Source organism: Metabacillus sp. YM-086 (genome assembly GCF_048059995.1).
In the GTDB taxonomy this organism is placed as follows: domain Bacteria; phylum Bacillota; class Bacilli; order Bacillales; family Bacillaceae; genus Metabacillus; species Metabacillus litoralis_B.
In genome coordinates this window covers 16,764-34,255 of record NZ_JBLUOI010000005.1, presented here as the reverse complement: position 1 = coordinate 34,255, position 17,492 = coordinate 16,764, and the positions used below count along the sequence as shown (strand labels likewise).

The 17,492-nt window shown below is 34.6% G+C and carries 14 protein-coding genes and 1 pseudogene; 8 read left to right on the top strand and 7 right to left on the bottom strand.

Translation table 11 applies throughout. The features are described 5' to 3' along the window. Nucleotide 1: 1 nt before the first annotated feature. Together pdhA and ACEWK1_RS03500 are read right to left on the bottom strand one after the other, a co-directional pair. Nucleotides 2-1,117, bottom strand: a complete 1,116-nt coding sequence (gene pdhA, locus ACEWK1_RS03505) for a pyruvate dehydrogenase (acetyl-transferring) E1 component subunit alpha (RefSeq protein WP_121661266.1) — start codon at nt 1,115-1,117, stop codon at nt 2-4. Nucleotides 1,118-1,701: 584 nt separating this feature from the next. Continuing rightward, nucleotides 1,702-2,358 (bottom strand): YkyA family protein, encoded by a 657-nt coding sequence (locus ACEWK1_RS03500; RefSeq protein ID WP_121661265.1) that lies wholly within the window; start codon nt 2,356-2,358, stop codon nt 1,702-1,704. A 439-nt stretch (nt 2,359-2,797) separates the two neighbouring features. Here ACEWK1_RS03500 and ACEWK1_RS03495 point away from each other — a divergent pair. Further along, nucleotides 2,798-2,884 (top strand): annotated as a pseudogene (locus tag ACEWK1_RS03495) (YjcZ family sporulation protein); the annotation flags it as partial. Between the two features lie 244 nt (nt 2,885-3,128). Continuing rightward, nucleotides 3,129-3,683 carry a peptide deformylase gene (gene def, locus ACEWK1_RS03490; RefSeq protein WP_212134403.1) on the top strand — a complete coding sequence of 185 codons (555 nt, stop codon included), beginning with the start codon at nt 3,129-3,131 and terminating at the stop codon, nt 3,681-3,683. A 51-nt stretch (nt 3,684-3,734) separates the two neighbouring features. Here the strand turns inward: def and ACEWK1_RS03485 are convergent, their stop codons facing one another. Next, nucleotides 3,735-4,661, bottom strand: coding sequence for a DMT family transporter (locus ACEWK1_RS03485; protein WP_212134401.1), 927 nt, complete (start codon nt 4,659-4,661; stop codon nt 3,735-3,737). 406 nt (nt 4,662-5,067) lie between these two features. Between ACEWK1_RS03485 and ACEWK1_RS03480 the strand changes: the two genes are divergently transcribed. Beyond that, nucleotides 5,068-5,277 (top strand): DNA-dependent RNA polymerase subunit epsilon, encoded by a 210-nt coding sequence (locus ACEWK1_RS03480; RefSeq protein WP_121661261.1) that lies wholly within the window; start codon nt 5,068-5,070, stop codon nt 5,275-5,277. 5 nt (nt 5,278-5,282) lie between these two features. Next, a complete protein-coding gene (gene rnjA, locus ACEWK1_RS03475; RefSeq protein ID WP_121661260.1) occupies nt 5,283-6,950 on the top strand; it encodes a ribonuclease J1 in 1,668 nt (555 codons plus the stop codon). A 44-nt stretch (nt 6,951-6,994) separates the two neighbouring features. Here the strand turns inward: rnjA and ACEWK1_RS03470 are convergent, their stop codons facing one another. Then, on the bottom strand, nt 6,995-7,657 hold the full coding sequence (locus ACEWK1_RS03470; RefSeq protein WP_098798076.1) for a potassium channel family protein: 663 nt from the start codon (nt 7,655-7,657) through the stop codon (nt 6,995-6,997). Between the two features lie 330 nt (nt 7,658-7,987). Here ACEWK1_RS03470 and ACEWK1_RS03465 point away from each other — a divergent pair, with 330 nt between their 5' ends. Continuing rightward, a complete protein-coding gene (locus ACEWK1_RS03465; RefSeq protein ID WP_212134400.1) occupies nt 7,988-9,046 on the top strand; it encodes an AbrB family transcriptional regulator in 1,059 nt (352 codons plus the stop codon). A gap of 102 nt (nt 9,047-9,148) precedes the next feature. Here ACEWK1_RS03465 and recQ read toward each other — a convergent pair whose 3' ends face one another. Both recQ and ACEWK1_RS03455 read right to left on the bottom strand, forming a co-directional pair. Further along, nucleotides 9,149-11,287 (bottom strand): DNA helicase RecQ, encoded by a 2,139-nt coding sequence (gene recQ, locus ACEWK1_RS03460; RefSeq protein ID WP_416635737.1) that lies wholly within the window; start codon nt 11,285-11,287, stop codon nt 9,149-9,151. 219 nt (nt 11,288-11,506) lie between these two features. Then, nucleotides 11,507-13,834 carry an immune inhibitor A domain-containing protein gene (locus ACEWK1_RS03455; protein WP_180320431.1) on the bottom strand — a complete coding sequence of 776 codons (2,328 nt, stop codon included), beginning with the start codon at nt 13,832-13,834 and terminating at the stop codon, nt 11,507-11,509. Between the two features lie 577 nt (nt 13,835-14,411). Between ACEWK1_RS03455 and mreBH the strand changes: the two genes are divergently transcribed. The 3 genes from mreBH (at nt 14,412) to ACEWK1_RS03440 (ending at nt 16,098) form a co-directional block, all read left to right on the top strand. Beyond that, a complete protein-coding gene (mreBH, locus tag ACEWK1_RS03450) occupies nt 14,412-15,419 on the top strand; it encodes a rod-share determining protein MreBH (RefSeq protein WP_121664925.1) in 1,008 nt (335 codons plus the stop codon). 249 nt (nt 15,420-15,668) lie between these two features. After that, complete coding sequence (locus ACEWK1_RS03445; protein WP_162987284.1) at nt 15,669-15,806, top strand: protein YkpC; 138 nt, start codon at nt 15,669-15,671, stop codon at nt 15,804-15,806. Nucleotides 15,807-15,831: 25 nt separating this feature from the next. Further along, nucleotides 15,832-16,098 (top strand): hypothetical protein, encoded by a 267-nt coding sequence (locus tag ACEWK1_RS03440; RefSeq protein WP_121661256.1) that lies wholly within the window; start codon nt 15,832-15,834, stop codon nt 16,096-16,098. 74 nt (nt 16,099-16,172) lie between these two features. On the opposite strand, the gene ACEWK1_RS03435 is transcribed toward ACEWK1_RS03440, so the two are convergent. Further along, entirely contained in the window at nt 16,173-17,339 is a 1,167-nt protein-coding gene (locus tag ACEWK1_RS03435) for an acyl-CoA dehydrogenase family protein (RefSeq protein WP_212134396.1), read from the bottom strand. Between the last annotated feature and the right edge of the window lie 153 nt (nt 17,340-17,492).

Here is a 17,492-nt window from a genome sequence, read left to right as displayed (position 1 = left end):
ATTATTTCGACTCCTTTGCTTTGTAAATTTCATATTGCTCTTTTAAGTTATAAGGCATTTCTTCGTACATGATTTCCATCAAGTCCGTTACCTTTTGTTTTGGATATTTATCAGCTTTTTGAATAGCATCTTTAATATCTTCTTTTGCTTGTTCAATTACTTTGTTTTCCTCATCTTCGTTCCAGATTCCTTTGTTCTCTAAGAACTTACGGAAACGAACTAATGGATCTTTTGCTTCCCACTCATTTTCTGTTTCTTTCGTACGGTAACGTGTAGGATCATCTCCAGCCATAGTGTGTGGTCCATAACGGAATGTTAATGTTTCAATTAATGTTGGACCTTCTCCGTTAACTGCACGCTCACGAGCGTCACGAACTGCAGCATAAACTGCTAATGGATCCATACCATCAACCTGAACACCTACGATACCTGCTGCGACTGCTTTTTGCGCAATTGTTTGTGCTGCAGATTGTTTTTCAACTGGAGTTGAGATCGCATAACGGTTATTTTGAACAACGAAAATTGCAGGAGCTTTATATGCACCAGCAAAGTTAATACCCTCATAGAAATCACCTTGTGATGCACCGCCATCACCTGTATAAGTGATCGCAACCGCTTGTTTGCCTTTCTTCTTAAGACCTAATGCAACACCAGCAGTTTGGATGTATTGTGCACCAATTATAATTTGTGGTGAAAGACAATTTACTCCTTCAGGCATTTGGTTACCATGGAAATGTCCACGTGAAAATAAGAATGCTTGATATAACGGAAGGCCGTGCCAAATGATTTGTGGAACATCACGGTATCCAGGTAAAATCCAATCTTCTTTTTCTAAAGCATATTGAGATGCAATCTGAGAAGCTTCTTGTCCTGCTGTTGGAGCATAGAAACCTAAACGACCTTGACGGTTTAATGAAATAGAACGTTGATCTAAAATACGTGTATAAACCATACGACGCATTAATTCTTTTAATTGATCGTCACTTAATTCTGGCATTGCCGCTTCATTTACGACTTTACCTTCTTCATTTAAAATCTGGAATGTTTCAAAAACCTTAGAAATAGCTTCAAACTGTTTTTTACTGTCTACAACAGCGCCTTTTGTTTTTGCAGCCATTTTACAACCTCTTCCTTTCCATTTTAAGAGTGTTGTTCAATCCATATTAAGAATTGAACTTCAAAAGTATTAGTAAGAGAATTCCAATATTCACAGCAATAGGTTACCCTAAAATCTTATGGATGACACAATTTTTTTGAATTCGACTCTTCTTACCTTTTATACCACTCACGAGATGTATAAAAACGTTCTCTATGTATGGTTTGGTGGTCTATTTAACCCACACTGTATTAGTTTAAATTTAAAATAAACTGATACACCTTAACAATTCATTTACAAGTTTACACCAATGTTTTCACGTCCGTCAATCAGTTTATATCTATATTTCTTAAAGAAAAATAAATTATATATTTAGTCATTTTTCTTGCTCCCTTAAACTGTATTATCACAAATATAAACTCTGTAACATTGTTTATAATACAGTTTTATATAACAACTTGATTTTATAATATGTATTCGACACTTTTCACCTTCTCAAACACAGTGACTTAGCTATTAATTTATTTAACCTTAAATGAATACCATCTTGGAAAAGAGAATCAAAAAAGAACCTTCCAGGTGGAAGGTTCTCATATACATGTGCATTATTCACTTTTTTCAACGTTTAACTCAGCTTCTTCATAAAACTTTATTTTTAAATCATTATATTGTTCAGTTAGTTTGTTAAATTCATTATTTTGTTCCATAACTGATTGATATGACTTATTAATTTTAGCTATTTGTGTTTCCAACTGTTTCATCTCCAAATCTTTATTTTGAAGCATTGAATACAGTTCTTTGTCTAAAGAAATTGATTTTTTGTAGTTTTCATAAAGATTTTCGTATGATTTATATCGATCTTCCATAGTAGACTTAAGCTCTTGTGCAGATTGCAACAGTGTTTCATCCTTAATTTTCTCGATTTCTTCATTAATTTCATTGAATTTATCTTTCGAAGACATAATACTGTCATATTCCATTTGTAGTTTAGATTCTCGTTCCTCTACTGAAGTTAAAGCTTCTTTAGATAAGGAAACAACTTGTTCAAATTCTTTCATTCCTAAATCCATAATCCTATTATAGAGATCCGCTTCCTTCTTTTCGAGTTCAAGTAATGGCTGTTGTTGCTCTTTAAATGAATTCTCTAATGTAACAGCTTCCTCCAATATTGTATAAATCCTTTCTTCTGGTGCAGGACCGAAGCAGCCAGAAAGTAAAAATAATAATACAATAAACAAAGCGTAATTCTTTTTTTTCAGCATCAGAATGTATATCCCCCTAACTTACAGACACTTCTACTATAATTGGTCTAACATATTTTCTCAATGGGTTTTCATTATATCTTTGGAATTATTTGGATAAAAACTTTTGATCAATTAGCTTGATTCTTTGTTATATACATTTATATGAAGCCTGTCTTCATTTTAGACCTACTTAGAGCATTTCTCAAAACCAATCATAGGGGGTATATATACAACGCGGGTAAAGTATCCGATACAATTCAGTAATGAACTACTCCTTTCCCGAAGTAAGAATCAATTTAATATATCTAGGCGAATGTCTATACACTTTTGAACTACTTTCATACAGTGTACTATACGTCAAAACAAAGGACGTAATCATCATGAGGAGGTCGTTAGAATGCATTATTTTGATTGCAATTACGGGTGTGGAAATTATGGTTACGGATATGTTGCACCAACAGCTGGATACGGAAACGGCTTTGCGTTAATCGTTGTATTGTTTATTTTACTAATTATTGTAGGTGCAGCTTACATCGGCTATTAAAAATAAAAGCAGAGATATTTGTCAAAGGGCTAACATTTTTCCACTGTTAGCCCTTCAATTATTTATGTAATCCCAATTTCTTTTCGATTTCTGCTATTTCCTTTATAATCTTGTAGTATAATACAATGAAATTATATCTAGTCTATCTATACATAATGATTTTAAGGTTGTAATAACTTAGTTTGACTTCCTTAGTCATTCACCTATTAAATATTTTTGCTTTATGTTTAAAGGAGTGTTCACCATGATAACAATGGAAGATATTATAAGAGAAGGTCATCCGACTTTGAGAGAAGTGGCGAAGGAAGTAACATTACCGCCTTCAGATGAGGATAAAGAAACGTTATCTCAAATGATCCAATACGTAAAAAATAGTCAAGATCCGGAAATTGCTGAGAAGTACGGATTACGCCCAGGTATAGGACTTGCAGCTCCGCAAATTAATGTATCAAAAAGAATGATTGCGATCCATGTTGTTGATGAAAAAGGAAACCAGCACAGTTATGCTCTATTTAATCCAAAGATTGTTAGCCACTCTATCGAGAAAAGCTATTTAACTAGCGGCGAAGGATGCCTTTCGGTCGATCGAGCAGTTCCAGGCTTTGTACCTCGTTATGCCCGAATTCGCGTAAAAGCTACAAGCCTTGAAGGAAAGAATATAGATGTTAGACTAAGGGGTTTATTGTCCATTGTTTTTCAGCATGAGATTGATCATTTAAATGGTGTGATGTTTTATGATCATATTAATGAGGATCACCCGTTTCAAGAGCCTGAAAATGCAGTTCCTGTTGAACGTTAAAGAAGGGATAACTCCCTTCTTTAGTTTTGTCTACGAGAGTTTTTCTTCACTTTAATGATTACTCCCTATTGAAGTATTAAAACTGCTTCTTTTTTTCGCCATTTTAGCTGAGCTTAAATAAACTCCTGCAAAAACAAACAATAAACCTAAGATCATATGTGGAGAAATACCTTCCCCAAGTAATAAATATCCCCATAACATTGCCGTAATTGGAACGATATAGGTTACCAATGAAGCAAATTCAGCACTTCCTTCTTTAACCATATAATAGTAAAAAAGATAAGCAAATCCAGAGCCAAACACACCTAATCCAATTAATGATAGGAATGTATGTGTTGAAAATACTGATGTAAGATGAACAGATTCATTTAAAATTAAAATAAATATTAAGCTGATCATTGTTGAAAAAAACAAAGTAATAATTGATACAATTATAATAGATAATTCCTGTAAATATCTTTTTGCCATTTGAGCGCCTAACCCATAACAAAATGTAGCAAAAAGCATCGTTCCTGCCCCAATAAAGTTTTCATTTATTAAGCTTTTAAAATCAAGATTTAACAAAATTAAAATACCTAAAAACCCTATTGAAACTCCAATCCATTGTCTCCCCTTAACAGGAATAAAGAAAAAGAGTGCCCCAATGACAATCGTCCATATTGGAGTTGTTGCATTTATAACAGAGGCAAGACTACTTGAAATCCTCATTTCACTCATAGCTATGAATGCAAAGGGGAGTGCATTATTAAAAAGTGCTACAAGAAAAAGCTTCAGCCATGGTAGACTTTTGAACCTTACTCTTTTCAACTCTTGTTTTTTAAACACAAAAAGAATAATGAATAGTGTGATTGTGCCAAATAAACACCGCCAAAACACAACACCCCATGGCCCTAGATCTTCTACTAGGAGCTTTATAAATAAAAAAGACATCCCCCAAATCATACTTAAAATAAATAATGAACTATATAGTTTTTTCATTTCAGTTTATCCTCCTGATGTGTAAAAAGCATGTTTTCAAACTAAGTGAAAATGAAGAAATTGTCAATTTCTTTCACATTAATTCCCATGAAAATATCACAAAAAATGACATATACTAAAATCGATAACAAGAGATCGGTAAATAAAATTAGATAGGAGGATTTTCTATGTTAAAAAAATTAAAGAAATCTCTTAGAAGACAGTGGAAGCACTTAGTAAAGAGAAAAACAATCGCATAATAAAGCCTATTCCAACTGGTAGCTATATTTTATTTTTAACTGCGAGTTATAGACTTATTTACCAAAAGAAGACATGCTCTTGCCCTATAGGCTTGGCTTGAGTAGAAATATCGCATATAATAGAAAAAGTTAGTCTAACATTCGGAAGTTAAGGAGAGATTTGGTAAATGATTTTTAAAGTTTATTATCAAGATAAAATTACAGAGGTTCCTGTTCGCGAACGAACAAACACTCTTTATATTGAAGCAACATCTGAAGCAAATGTGAGATTTAAACTTAAAGAACGCGGCTATAATATTGAATTTGTCACTCCAGTTGATGGGGCTTATTTAGAATATGAAAAGCAAAGCGAAAATTATAAAGTATTGGAGATCTGATTGTTATGAAATTTGTAAAAAATGATCAAGTTGCAGTCTTTGCATTAGGCGGACTTGGTGAAATCGGAAAAAACACGTACGGAGTACAATTTCAAGATGAAATCATCCTTATTGATGCTGGAATAAAATTTCCGGAGGATGAGCTACTAGGAATTGATTATGTCATTCCTGACTACACTTATTTATCTAAGAACGAAGATAAAATAAAGGGATTATTTATTACGCACGGACATGAAGACCACATTGGTGGAATTCCATATTTACTTCGTCAAGTAAACATTCCTATTTATGGTGGTAAGCTTGCTTTAGGTTTACTTAGAAACAAACTTGAAGAGCACGGACTTCTTCGACAATCTAAATTAATTGAAATTCAGGAAGATGATATTATTAAGTTCAGAAAAACGTCTGTGACATTTTTTAGAACAACTCATAGTATTCCTGATTCATATGGTATTGTTGTTAAAACACCACCAGGAAACATCGTACATACCGGTGACTTTAAATTTGATTTTACACCTGTAGGAGAACCTGCAAACTTAACAAAGATGGCTGAGATTGGTCGGGACGGAGTTCTGTGTTTACTTTCTGACAGTACAAACAGTGAGATCCCTACCTTTACGATGTCAGAGAGACGTGTCGGTGACAGCATACACGAAATTTTCCGTAAGGTTGATGGTCGTATTATCTTTGCAACATTTGCATCAAATATACACCGACTACAACAAGTAGTTGAAGCTGCTGTTGCACACGGACGTAAAATTGCCGTGTTTGGGCGAAGTATGGAAGCAGCCATACAAATCGGACAAGATTTAGGTTATATTAGTTGTCCTAAAGATACTTTTGTAGATGCACATGAAATTAATCGTATGCCAGCTCATCGTGTGACAATTCTTTGTACAGGATCTCAAGGTGAACCAATGGCAGCTTTATCGCGTATCGCAAACGGCACTCATAGACAAATTCAAATTATTCCTGGAGACAATGTTGTCTTCTCTTCTTCTCCAATACCAGGAAATACACTTAGTGTTAGCAAAACGATTAATCAACTGTTCCGCGCCGGAGCAGAGGTAATCCACGGACCACTTAACGATATTCATACTTCAGGTCACGGTGGTCAAGAAGAACAAAAACTTATGCTTAGGTTAATGAAGCCAAAATACTTTATGCCAATACATGGTGAATTCCGCATGCAGAAGATGCACGCTAGACATGCAGTAGACTGTGGTGTTGAAGAAGAAAACTGTTTTATCATGGATAATGGAGAGGTTCTAGCAATAGGAGACAAAGAAGTTGGAATTGCTGGGAAAATCCCTTCAGGTAATGTTTATATTGATGGAAGTGGTATTGGTGATATCGGTAATATCGTCCTCCGTGACCGCCGAATTCTTTCGGAAGAAGGTCTTGTGATAGTCGTTGTAAGCATCAATATGAAAGACTTCAAAATCGCAGCAGGTCCAGACATTATCTCTAGAGGCTTTGTCTACATGCGCGAATCTGGTGACTTAATTAATGATGCACAATCACTAATCTCCAAGCATCTGAACAAAATTATGGAACGTCGCACGAGTCAATGGTCTGAAATTAAAAATGAAATCACTGACACACTCGCTCCATTCTTATACGAAAAAACAAAGCGTCGTCCAATGATTTTACCAATTATTATGGAAGTTTAATTAAAAAAGCAGTACACCGATTCAAAAATCGGGTACTGCTTTTTTTAATCACCTAATAAACGTTTTTCAAAACGGTTAATATCTGTATCCGCACCAATAACAATTAAAATATCATTTTTTTGAATAATTTCATTTGCTTGAGGAGAAACAATAATATCTTTTCCTCTTTTTACAGCAACAATGTTGATTCCATATTTAGCTCGAATGTCTAAATCAATGATGGAGTTTCCGTTTAGCCTGTCATTTGCAACAATCTCAACGATGCTGTGCTCATCAGAAAGCTCTAAATAGTCAAGAACGTTGTTTGAAATAATTTTATGAGCAATTCTTCTCCCCATATCACGTTCTGGATGAACAATACGGTCAGCCCCAATTTTGGATAGCACTTTTTCATGATAATCATTTTGTGCTTTAACAGTAATATGCTTAACTCCTAACTCTTTAAGAATCAATGTGGTCAAAATACTGGCTTGAATATTATCTCCTATCGCAACAATAACATGATCAAAGTTACGGATACCAAGACTTTTTAACACTGTTTCATCTGTGGAATCTCCAACAACAGCATGTGAAGCAACGTTTGCAAACTCATTTACTTTGTCCTCATCTGTATCAATAGCCATTACTTCCATACCCTCTTCACTTAGAGCCCGACAAATACTGCCTCCAAAACGCCCAAGTCCAATTACCGCAAATTCTTTTTTCATCTAAAATCCTCCGCAATATCACAATAAGTAGTTAGAAAACGCTTTAAGTAACCAAAAACCTTTTTATAAGCTAGTACTATTAAAAATGTTATCACATTTCAACTTTTTTTTACAGGACAACTCATGATTATCTGTTTGTTTCTATAACCAAAAATTAGTACAAAGATGAGCCTGATAACCTTAATACATATCACGGACTTTATGATAAAATAGAAAGAATGGTGTAGTAACAATAAAAAACAGCATGACGAAAGTCAGGGGAACAACAGTGTAAGAATTAAACACATATTTAACGAAAAATTAGTAAACAAGTAATTTGGGAGGAATAGAATGAGTACAAAACTACCCAATGTCATATTTCCCTATCTAATAGGAACATTTGGAGGATTTCTCTTTTATCTTTCTCATCTCCCTCTAGCTTGGATTCTAGGTCCTATGACTTTTCTAATAATATGGCGATCACTTTTTAAAAAGATAAGGACATTTATACAACCGAGCTTTTTAAAAAACGGTTCATTTATCATTTTAGGAATATCATTTGGACTTTCATTCACAAAAGAAACCTTTGTTCTTGTGGGTCCATACGTGATTCCCTTTTTACTTACAACGGTTTTATTAATTTTTCTTAGTGTTTGTAACGGTTTAATCATAAGTAAACTTGTTAACATCGATCGAAACACGAGTATTTTTGCTTCAATTCCCGGTGGATTAACAGAAATGGTTGCCGCTAGTGAGGCTGTTCATGCAAACTCTTCATTAGTTACCATCTTTCAAACTGTAAGATTATTAACAGTTGTCTTTTTGGTCCCATTTACAATACTACATATGTTCGAACCCTCGTTCTACTCACAAACAACACTTTCAGTACAAAAAGATTTATCATTATTTTCATATAGCTGGTATTTCCTTGCAGGACTTGCAGGTTGGGGGTTTAGAAAATTCTTACCAGCATCATATGTAATTGGTCCTCTTTTAACGACAGCCTTATTGAATATTATAGGTATAGAATTACCCCTTTTTCACGATCTATTTATGATTTTTGCTCAAATATCAATCGGTGTTGGATTTGGACTCATGATCACATTTAATGATCTTAAAAAGGGTGGAAAATACTGTGGTTTGTATTTTATAACAACTATGATTCTTATCGTAGCAAGCTTTGGCTTTGGCTATGTTTTCAGCCTTTTAACAGACCTAAACTTAGCAACAGCCATGCTTTCTCTTGCACCAGGCGGGCTAGTCGAGATGGTTCTTACGGCCTCGTCAATTGGTGCTGATCCAGCGATAGTTAGTTCCTTACAATTTATCCGTTTACTATTTATCATAAGCGTTGTCCCAAGCCTTTTAAAATACAGCATTAACAAACTTCCATCCAAAAGTTTAAATTAGAAGAAAATCAGAATTAAGACTGTTTTTAATATAGATTAATATTAAACTCTTATAGAAAAAGCTCACATTCCTCAGTATCATTCTCGAGGATGTGAGCTTTTTTCACGAACTGACCACTTCTAGATTCATCTTACAAATTGCTGCTTTTATTTGAAAATAATTAATGCTAGCAGGTAACACTTCTTTTAAGGGCTTTAGCAATTCAGTATTCATTTCCTTAATTTTATCGATGATTAAGTTCTCTTGTTCTTCGGTAAATATGCTTCTCCATTCAATCGGTTGTCCTTCTTCCACCGCCCGAATGATATGATTTTGTACAGTGATTTCAGTAATTCCTCGTTGTATACTAATTTCCTTCATCTTTAACCCATCCATATATAATTGATAGGTAAGAAGATGACTTGGCGTCTTATCAACTGATTTTTGTGAATGTGATTTTTGTATCACCGTTTGATTAAACGGCCCTTGTTCGATTTTCATATAGTCACAAATTGCCCTAATAAATGGTTGTCCATAACGTTCAAGCTTTGTTCGAGCAACACCTTTTACTTCTAAAAACTCAGACTCATTAATCGGACATTTACTACTCATGTCTTTTAGACTACTATCAGAAAAAATAATATATGGCGGTACTCTATGCTCAGAAGCAAGTTCTCTTCTTATATTCTTTAAAACTTCAAATAGTTCATCATCGCTTTCGATTGATTGAATCACTAGCTTTTCCTTCTTAAATACCGGCGTTTTATCAACTAATACAAGTAACCCTTTTTTACTAAGTTCGATAACAGGGTATTGAGCATTTGTTAAGGATAAATAACCTTCAGCAATTAAAAAATCAATAAATTCTACAATTTGTTTTTCTGTCTTGTTCTTCATTAACCCATAGGTTGATAATTTTTGAAATCCCATTTGAGAAATTCGCTTATTATTAGAACCCTTTAGTACTTGTGCTACAAGAGTTTTCCCAAATTTTTCGTTCATTCTTTTTACACAAGAAAAAACCATTAAAGCTTCATTTGTTACCTCAATTTTTTCCCGTGTATCCTTACAGTTCATACAATTGCCACAATCTGCTTCAGTATTCTCTTCACCAAAATATTCAACAATATAAGTTTGTAAGCATTTTTCTGTATGACAGAGATCTACCATTTGCTGTAATTTTTGATATTCATGAACCTTCTTTTCATAACTAAGAGATGTTTGCTCTATTAAGAATTTTTGAAGCTGTATATCTTGTCCAGCAAACAGAATCGTACATTCACTAGGCTCTCCATCTCGCCCAGCACGGCCTGCTTCCTGGTAGTAAGCCTCTATATTTTTAGGTAAATTATGATGAATGACATATCGAATATTGGATTTGTTTATTCCCATACCAAAAGCGTTAGTTGCAACCATAACATCAAACTCGTCATATAAAAATTGATCCTGCTGTTGCGCTCGCTCTTGTTCTGACATACCAGCATGATATTTCCCAGCCTTGAAGCCACTTTTTTTAAGAAATTGAGATAACTCATCCACTTCTTTTCTAGTAGCTGCATAAATAATTCCAGCCTCATTTTTATTTGCCTTTATATATTTTTTAATATAGTCGCGCTTATTTTCACCTTTAACTACATTAAAAGTTAAATTTTCGCGGGAAAAACCTGTAACAAACGAATTTTCCTCTGACAAATCTAACAAATGACAAATATCAGCTGTTACTTCTTTTGTTGCTGTTGCTGTAAGGGCAACAACAATTGGTTTAGCAGAAAGGTCCATGATCATTTTATTAATAGATCTGTAGCTAGGACGAAAATCATGCCCCCATTGAGAAATACAGTGTGCCTCATCTACTGCTACCATAGATATATTTAACGTTAACAAGAGATCACGAAACGAATTTGTTTCTAATCTCTCAGGTGCAATATAAACAATTTTATAAGAGCCCTCTCTTAGCTCTGCGATTCGTTCATTTATTTCCGGAATCGAAAGACTGCTATTTATATAAGTTGATGGTATTCCAACACTTGTTAATGCATCTACTTGATCTTTCATTAAAGAAATTAATGGCGATATGACAACAGTAATACCATCCATTAATAAAGCAGGCACTTGATAACAGATTGATTTTCCACCACCTGTTGGCATAATGGCTAGCGTGTCCTGTCCCTCTAGTATATTGCGAATAATATCCACTTGGCCTTTTCGAAACGATGAATAACCGAAATAATCTTTTAACAACTTTTCAGCTTTTTGTAGCATTTAATCACCTTTGCTTTTATTTTTCTTATGTTTATATTAGTATAACACGACCAAGCTTTATCTTTTTTTAGTAGATTTTATTTTTCAATGGTTATTATGAAGTTTTACTAAAGTGAAAAATTAAAATTCTAGGATTCATTAAACCTCATAATACAATTTAACCATTTAGGAAAAAAAATAACCCCTCCCTTTCATTGAAAGGAAGGAGCTACTTTCTTTTTACTTATGAATCCAAACTGCACCGGCAGAATTATCTTTCGCTTCACCAATAACCTCAAATTTCAAGCCATGGTTAGGAACAATTCGACCTGCATCTGGAATCGCAGAATTGATATATGTTTTTGAATCATCAAACTTAGTATTTCCTTTAAAGCTTAGGAACTCGTATGCTCCACGAGTAGGAGAATCAACGAAGAATCCTGGTGTTTTATCTAAAGAGAACGCTGCATCCGCAACTTGGTAGCGAGTGCTTTGAGTAACCGTTTTTTGGCCATTTAATAAGCCAAACACAGCCTCTGGATGTGAATCAACAACTCCAAGGAATCCTTGTCCTGGATGTACCCCAACCCAGTTATCAGTAAAACTTTCATCTGCATACCAAACAACTAAACCAGTATTATACTTAGCACCGCGAGAGAATGCTAATGCTTTATCAGAGCCAGCATAGTTTCTCCATTCTAAGTAATAGTGATTTTTCGCTTGAGAGTAGCCATTTGAAACGATAAAGCCATCTAAAGCAACTTTTGCTTCACCTTCAGCATTATCGGCAAAAATTTCATTACCGTCAGCTGTTACTGAAATATTATCAATGGCAAACCCATTAGGAGCTAATCCGCCATCGGTTACATATTCAAATACTAGTTTTACTTTTTTACCAGCAAAATCGCTTAAGTCATACGTTTTTTCAACCCATAGACCATTTGTTGTTTCCATACCATCTGCAGTATTGTCATCACCAATAACATCTAGCGTAACTTCTGTTCCATCCTCTACTACAGCCTTTACATATACATAATCATAATCAAATTCAACTTCAAACCATTGTAATGCACTAAATTCCGCTGAGGTTGCTCTTGTTAAATCAAATAGCGGTGTTTCTAATGCTGTATGAAGATCATCACCTTTTTGGCTGTAGAAATAGTTTTCTCCACCATTCTCAGCTGGTAAAAATCCTTCTACATCTTTAGCTGGTAAGTTCACTTTTACTATACCGGGGTTATTTGATTTCGTTACACTTTGATCTAGGAAAGTTGCAATCCCGTTCTTCGTGATATCTGCATAATCAACTTCCATAATATTTGCCCAGTTTCCTCCCATTATATTTTGGAAGAATTCCTTGTTTTGAGGTGAGAAGCTTGTCGGAGCTGTTCCTGCAATGTTTCCATTCCAGCTTCCTCCACTCATAATGGACCAAGAAGCAACTGGCTCACCTTGACCAGTATATTGAGTGTCATATTCATCTGGAAGACCTAAATCGTGTCCAAATTCATGTGCGAATACACCAACTGCACCATCTTCAGGTTGAATTGTGTAGTCGTATGCAGCCATTTGACCACCCCAATAATCAACTTCAGCCTGTGTTTCAGCAACAGGATACACTCCATTTAACGTCCATCTATGTGACCAGATTGCATCATCACCTAGAGTACCACCACCAGCTTCCTGACCTGTACCTGCGTGAATAATCATCAAGTGATCTACTAGTCCATCTGGCTCATTTTGATTTCCATCACCATCAAGATCATATAAATCAAATTCATCGTATTGGGCTAAATCAATACCAGAAGCTACTGCTGCATTTAAGGCATCCTTTACAAGGTCTCTAGGTCCTTTAGGATTAAGGTTATCATGCCCACCTTCAGGATTGTCATCGCCATAGTCTGCCGCATTACCTGGTACGGTTAACCATTCTGAAACTGTTCCATCAACTGTGTAACTACCACCTGATTGCTCTTCATAATATTGTTTAAAGGTTTTAACTTTCTCTCCATTAAACAAGGTAAAGTCTTCATCACCGAACATTAACTTTTCATAATGCTCTTTATTAAAGTCATCTGCATACATGTAACCATCTTCTTGTACAACATTGTTATGCTTGAAATCTTCAAATTCTGTTAATAATACCAAGACTTTATCTGAGCGAACTTCTCCGTTATATGGTGCTTGTTTAGCAGCATCCACCTTCACCGCACCATTTGGTTTACCCTTTTTGAAGTTTCCATGGCCTTTATTTAGCTGTTTTGCTAGCTTGTCCTTTTGTTTTGTAAGGAAGTCTTTCGTTTTTTGATCCATCATTTCTTCATGAGAAGTTTTATGAGAAACCTTACCTGCTTTTTCGCCTTCCTTTTTCTCAATATATTCTTTAACCTTTTGCTTTACTTCTGCAGCAGAAGCATTTTTAGAAATAACCCCTTGATCTTTCAATGCTTGTGCTAATCTCTCTTCAGGAACAATATTGTAATCAATTGGTGCTGACTCTAGTACTGGACTAGCAGCTTGTACATTTGATGCTACCGGCAAGTATGTACCAAACAATAGTCCCCCCATAATGACGGAACTAGCAGTCACCTTTAGCACCTTTTTCAACTGCTTATTTCGAGCCTCAATTCCTCTTCTTAACTTTCTCACTTTAATCCCCCTTCTTTTAATAGAAAGCATTGCAAGATGGAACTTCATAACTTCAAAATACTTTTCTACTAAAAATTATTATAACTACATAACTATTATAATCTTTATATAAATATAATAAATAGTCCGAAAATTCTATTTTCTGAAAATTATAACAAGTCCATTTTCCCTATACATAAATTAAAAATAGGTATTTTTACCCCCGCAACATAGAGAGCAATAAATCCTTATAAATAAAGGTTTTTGTAAGATTTTCTACCGAGAAAAAATGTCCACTCATCAAACACATATCCAAATCACAAAATTTTCAACCCTATATTTATTCATTTTCACTTTAAAGCTTTTATTCAATAAAGAAATTATATTTAAAAATTATCTAAACACTTATATGACAAAAAGATGACGATCTCTTTTCATATTGATAACAGCCCCCAAAAACCAACAATATTCAACAAATTCTATAAATAACGTTAATAGGAAAGAGGTTTTTATGTTTATGTTTTCTACTACCGAAATTGGAATAGATTTAGGAACAGCAAATATTTTAGTTTACACAAAAAATAAAGGGATTATCTTAAATGAGCCCTCTGTAGTAGCGATAGACACAACTACTAAAAAAGTATTAGCAGTTGGAACAGAGGCAAAAAGTATGATTGGAAAAACACCTGGACAAATCATCGCAGTAAGACCTCTAAAGGATGGAGTTATAGCAGATTATGACATCACAACAGACATGTTAAGACATGTCATGAAAAAGGCGTCAGGAAAGCTTGGTATGTCTATGAGAAAACCAACTGTTGTCGTTTGTACTCCATCAGGTGCTACATCAGTTGAAAGAAGAGCAATTCAAGATGCTATTCGTAGTTCTGGAGCAAAGCAAGTTCATTTAATTGAGGAGCCTGTAGCAGCAGCAATCGGAGCGGATCTTCCTGTTGATGAACCAATCGCAAATGTCATAGTAGATATTGGCGGGGGAACAACAGAAGTAGCCATAATTTCGTTCGGTGGAATCGTAACATGTCACTCAATCAGGATTGGCGGAGATCAACTAGATGAGGATATCATTCAATATGTCAGAAAAAATTATAATCTTCTAATCGGTGAGAGAACAGCTGAACAAATGAAAATGGAAATTGGATACGCACTAATAAAGCATGAAAAAGAATCAATGGAAATACGAGGTAGAGATCTCGTAACAGGTTTACCTAAAACAATTAGTGTTTCGTCATATGAAATGCAGGATGCAATGAAAGAATCATTACTTCATATTTTAGAAGCAATTCGAGCTACACTTGAAGACTGTCCTCCTGAGTTAAGTGGTGATATTGTTGACAGAGGCGTTATTTTAACAGGTGGTGGTTCACTAATGAAAGGGATACAGGAATGGATAAGTAATGAAATGATTGTACCTGTTCATATTGCGCCAAATCCGTTAGAGTCGGTAGCAATTGGCACCGGTAGATCACTTGCAGTTATTAATAGATTAGTAAAAGTAGCAAAATAATGCACAAAGGAAACCAAATTTGGTTTCCTTTTTGTCTTTAAATGTAAAAATTCACTATTAAACCCTTTTATCAAAATTATATATTTACACAAAATTAACATATTTTTCAGCATCATTTCTCTTATTCTTGAATAAATTATATTTGGTTTAATAGTAATACAGTAATAACTTTGTATATTTTTAGCAGTTACATGAAACTTTAATCAAACTCCATCCGTCTAATTATTGAATTGTAAGGGAGGTACATGTGTGAAGGACCTGAGCAGACGTATCATTATTAGTTTAACATTAGCTGTCATCATTATGGGAGGAATGAGTGTTTCTATGGCAAATATGCCTGGTAGCCCATCCCAAAATAACGAAATTGTTTCAGTTCAAGGCGAGTAATTAGAAAGAGAGGTTATTTAAAAAGATGAAAAATAAAGACAAATCTAAATTACGACAATTCGTTCCATTTGTATTCCCGATTTTTGCTCTACTACTACTTCTAAGCGGTTTATTAGGTACTTATACGATCCCTGTCTTTGTCATCGTTTTACTTTTTGGTTTTGCTTATTCCTTCGTTTCCATGCTAACAAAAAAGGCATTAATTGGTTCGATTATTAATCTCTATGTTACTGGCATTTTAATATTCGGAGGAGCTTTACTTTATATAATGGCTATAGCCTCAGGTGTATAGATGTACTCGGAATAATACATAAGCATTCAAGAAAAATCATTTCTTGAATGCCTTTTTTTGACCAAATCAGATAATTACTCTCTAAATGCACGGTCACCTAATATTTTTAATGTTATATCATCAGAAGGTGGGTTATGTAGCCCTGCACGAACATCGCGGTAATGCCTTTGCAAAGCATTAGAGTTAAAGAGACTTTGCCCCCCTACTACCCTCATAGCTAAATCAACAACTTCAACAGCTGTATTTGTCACGACAGTTTTTGTAACTGCCAAATCATACGCTAAAGAATCACGCTCATTCTTACTTGCTGAATCCCATTTCTCAGCTGTAGAATACATGAGTGTTCGCGCCGTGGTTAACTTCACATCAATTTCAGCAACCTTTCTTCGTACTTCAGGCACATCTTTAATTGGATGAGTTAAACTTGTTGGTTGATATGTTTTTGCAAATTCTATTGCTTTATTTCTTGCAGATATGGCAATGCCTATATAACATGCTGGAATATGAAGAAGCCAGCCTTGTGCAGTAGGTCTTTCTTTCTTCTGTTTTCTTTCAACTAAAGCTTCTAATGGGACCTCAACCGAATTTAATATAAGATCGTCACTTCTAGTCCCACGCATACCTAATGTATCCCAAGTTTCCTCAATTTCCACACCAATTGCTTCTCTTGGAATTAGAAAGTCACCAATCTCTCCAGTTTCTTCAAGTGTGGCAGGTACAATAAAGTAATCAAGTGCCGGAGCTAGTGAAGTAAAGATTTTTTTACCATTAATAATCCAACGTCCGTCTTTTTGTATAGCATTTGTTTCAGGTTTACCACCTCTTGCTGGACTTCCAGAGTTTGGCTCTGTTGCAGCACTGTTAATTAGCTTTTTTGAAGAAATAATTTCTTTACATATTGTATTATAAGTATTTTCTCCCCACTTTTCCGTTTCTCTTAGATGCATCATTAATCCCAAATGCCATCCTAACGATAATGCAGTTGCTGCATCTCCTTGAGCTATTTTTTCTTGTACTAGTAAAAATTCGTACAAAGTTGCTCCTGTCCCTCCCAAGTTTTTCGGAATGGTGAGATGTAAATATCCAGCTTCTTTTAAACGATCAAAATTTTCAAATGGAAATAAGCCTTCTTTATCATATCGGTCTGCACGTGTTTCAAATTCCTTTGCAAGCTTACTTGTTTTTAATAACAATTGCTTTTGATCTTCATTTTTTATAAATTGTTTATCTATATAATTCACGTTATCACCTCGTTATCCATATTGTAGTCATTTTAAGAGTTAACTGAAAGTAATTTGGCTTAACAAATTGTTTACCTTTTCATTCTTCTATTTGTTTTGATAAAATAAAAGAGGAACTTCATTAGAGGCTCTTTTCATTACATATTCATCCTA

Excerpts from the sequence above, each read along its gene's own strand:
- pdhA (WP_121661266.1), bottom strand. The coding sequence starts at position 1,117 with ATGGCTGCAAAAACAAAAGGCGCTGTTGTAGACAGTAAAAAACAGTTT.
- ACEWK1_RS03500 (WP_121661265.1), bottom strand. The coding sequence starts at position 2,358 with ATGCTGAAAAAAAAGAATTACGCTTTGTTTATTGTATTATTATTTTTA.
- def (WP_212134403.1), top strand. The coding sequence starts at position 3,129 with ATGATAACAATGGAAGATATTATAAGAGAAGGTCATCCGACTTTGAGA.
- ACEWK1_RS03485 (WP_212134401.1), bottom strand. The coding sequence starts at position 4,661 with ATGAAAAAACTATATAGTTCATTATTTATTTTAAGTATGATTTGGGGG.
- ACEWK1_RS03480 (WP_121661261.1), top strand. The coding sequence starts at position 5,068 with ATGATTTTTAAAGTTTATTATCAAGATAAAATTACAGAGGTTCCTGTT.
- rnjA (WP_121661260.1), top strand. The coding sequence starts at position 5,283 with ATGAAATTTGTAAAAAATGATCAAGTTGCAGTCTTTGCATTAGGCGGA.
- ACEWK1_RS03470 (WP_098798076.1), bottom strand. The coding sequence starts at position 7,657 with ATGAAAAAAGAATTTGCGGTAATTGGACTTGGGCGTTTTGGAGGCAGT.
- ACEWK1_RS03465 (WP_212134400.1), top strand. The coding sequence starts at position 7,988 with ATGAGTACAAAACTACCCAATGTCATATTTCCCTATCTAATAGGAACA.
- recQ (WP_416635737.1), bottom strand. The coding sequence starts at position 11,287 with ATGCTACAAAAAGCTGAAAAGTTGTTAAAAGATTATTTCGGTTATTCA.
- ACEWK1_RS03455 (WP_180320431.1), bottom strand. The coding sequence starts at position 13,834 with ATGGGGGGACTATTGTTTGGTACATACTTGCCGGTAGCATCAAATGTA.
- mreBH (WP_121664925.1), top strand. The coding sequence starts at position 14,412 with ATGTTTTCTACTACCGAAATTGGAATAGATTTAGGAACAGCAAATATT.
- ACEWK1_RS03440 (WP_121661256.1), top strand. The coding sequence starts at position 15,832 with ATGAAAAATAAAGACAAATCTAAATTACGACAATTCGTTCCATTTGTA.